At 52.8% G+C, this 2500-nt stretch carries 1 rRNA gene (only partly in view); it reads left to right on the plus strand.

The features are described 5' to 3' along the window. The first annotated feature begins 345 nt into the window (after positions 1 to 345). Positions 346 to 2500: ribosomal RNA gene (locus tag FHX10_RS34790) — 23S ribosomal RNA — on the plus strand; it runs 660 nt beyond the window's last position.

Consider the following 2500-nt stretch of genomic DNA (forward strand, 5'->3'; position numbering starts at 1 on the left):
GCCTAGCCGGCCGGATGTGGTGGAGGGATTGGAGGTAGGAAGGAAGCTTGTCGCTCTGGATCGTCAGCGTAAACCGCGTAGCGGTTTGTCGCGTGTTGTTTGCAGTCTTCGGACTGCATCTGACGGACGATCGGATTACCGTTGCCTGACCGCGCGGTATCGGATCCAATCTCGAGAAGCTGGTCTTAAGACAGGCTGCAAGTGGGCTGCTCGGCGTAGCTCCAATAAAGCAGACCTGTCGAACACGTCGATGGCATCAACGAATGGCCTGGGTTGTAAAAGGTAACCCTGGCTGCTGCATCCCTTTGGGATGTCGGCTAAGTGATGAGCATTGGCAATGAGAACGATTAAGTGTCGTAAGGGCATTTGGTGGATGCCTTGGCATGCACAGGCGATGAAGGACGTGATACGCTGCGAAAAGCCGTGGGGAGCTGCGAATGAGCTTTGATCCATGGATCTCCGAATGGGGCAACCCACCTTAAATGCTTGGAAAATCATTCTGGTTGTTTGGCCTCTGGCCGGGCAACCCGAGTGGTTTCCAAGCATTGTGATAAGGTATCTACACCTGAATACATAGGGTGTAAGAAGCGAACGCAGGGAACTGAAACATCTAAGTACCTGCAGGAAAGGACATCAACCGAGACTCCGCAAGTAGTGGCGAGCGAACGCGGACCAGGCCAGTGGCAATTGTGATTAAAGTGGAACGCTCTGGAAAGTGCGGCCGTAGTGGGTGACAGCCCCGTACGCGTAGATATCACGATTGTCCTAGAGTAGGGCGGGACACGAGAAATCCTGTCTGAACATGGGGAGACCACTCTCCAAGCCTAAGTACTCGTGCATGACCGATAGCGAACAAGTACCGTGAGGGAAAGGTGAAAAGCACCCCGACAAGGGGAGTGAAATAGAACCTGAAACCGGATGCCTACAAACAGTCGGAGCCCGCAAGGGTGACGGCGTACCTTTTGTATAATGGGTCAACGACTTAGTGTAACAAGCAAGCTTAAGCCGGTAGGTGTAGGCGAAGCGAAAGCGAGTCTGAATAGGGCGATTTAGTTTGTTGCATTAGACCCGAAACCGAGTGATCTAGCCATGAGCAGGTTGAAGGTTGGGTAACACCAACTGGAGGACCGAACCCGCATCTGTTGCAATAGATTGGGATGACTTGTGGCTAGGGGTGAAAGGCCAATCAAACTCGGAAATAGCTGGTTCTCCGCGAAATCTATTTAGGTAGAGCGTCGAGCGAATACCCCCGGGGGTAGAGCACTGGATGGGCTATGGGGACTCACCGTCTTACTGATCCTAACCAAACTCCGAATACCGGGGAGTACTACTCGGCAGACACACGGCGGGTGCTAACGTCCGTCGTGAAAAGGGCAACAACCCTAACCTCCAGCTAAGGTCCCCAAGTCATGGCTAAGTGGGAAAGGATGTGAGGATCCCAAAACAACCAGGATGTTGGCTTAGAAGCAGCCATCATTTAAAGAAAGCGTAACAGCTCACTGGTCTAAATAAGGGTCTTTGCGCCGAAAATGTAACGGGGCTGAAGCCATGCACCGAAGCTGAGGATTTGCGAGCAATCGCAAGTGGTAGCGGAGCGTTCCGTAAGCTGATGAAGGGAGACCTGTGAGGGCTCCTGGAGGTATCGGAAGTGCGAATGTTGACATGAGTAACGATAAAGAGGGTGAGAGACCCTCTCGCCGAAAGACCAAGGGTTCCTGCTTAAAGTTAATCTGAGCAGGGTTAGCCGGCCCCTAAGGCGAGGCAGAAATGCGTAGTCGATGGGAACCACGTTAATATTCGTGGGCCTGGTGGTAGTGACGGATTGCACAAGTTGTTCTGGTTTATTGGATTATCAGGGCAGCGGAGCGGTTCCAGGAAATAGCTCCACCGTATAGACCGTACCCGAAACCGACACAGGTGGTCAGGTAGAGTATACCAAGGCGCTTGAGAGAACTATGTTGAAGGAACTCGGCAAATTGCACGCGTAACTTCGGAAGAAGCGTGACCCCATTTTACGCAAGTATGATGGGGTGGCACAGACCAGGGGGTAGCGACTGTTTATCAAAAACACAGGGCTCTGCGAAGTCGCAAGACGACGTATAGGGTCTGACGCCTGCCCGGTGCTGGAAGGTTAAGAGGAGAGGTGCAAGCTTTGAATCGAAGCCCCAGTAAACGGCGGCCGTAACTATAACGGTCCTAAGGTAGCGAAATTCCTTGTCGGGTAAGTTCCGACCTGCACGAATGGCGTAACGACTTCCCCGCTGTCTCCAACATAGACTCAGTGAAATTGAATTCCCCGTGAAGATGCGGGGTTCCTGCGGTCAGACGGAAAGACCCCGTGCACCTTTACTATAGCTTTACACTGGCATTCGTGTCGGCATGTGTAGGATAGGTGGTAGGCTTTGAAGCGGGGACGCCAGTTTCCGTGGAGCCATCCTTGAAATACCACCCTTATCGTCATGGATGTCTAACCGCGGCCCGTCATCCGGGTCCGGGACAG

Origin of the sequence: Rhizobium sp. BK591, assembly GCF_014195045.1 — a bacterium.
Classification (GTDB): domain Bacteria; phylum Pseudomonadota; class Alphaproteobacteria; order Rhizobiales; family Rhizobiaceae; genus Rhizobium; species Rhizobium anhuiense.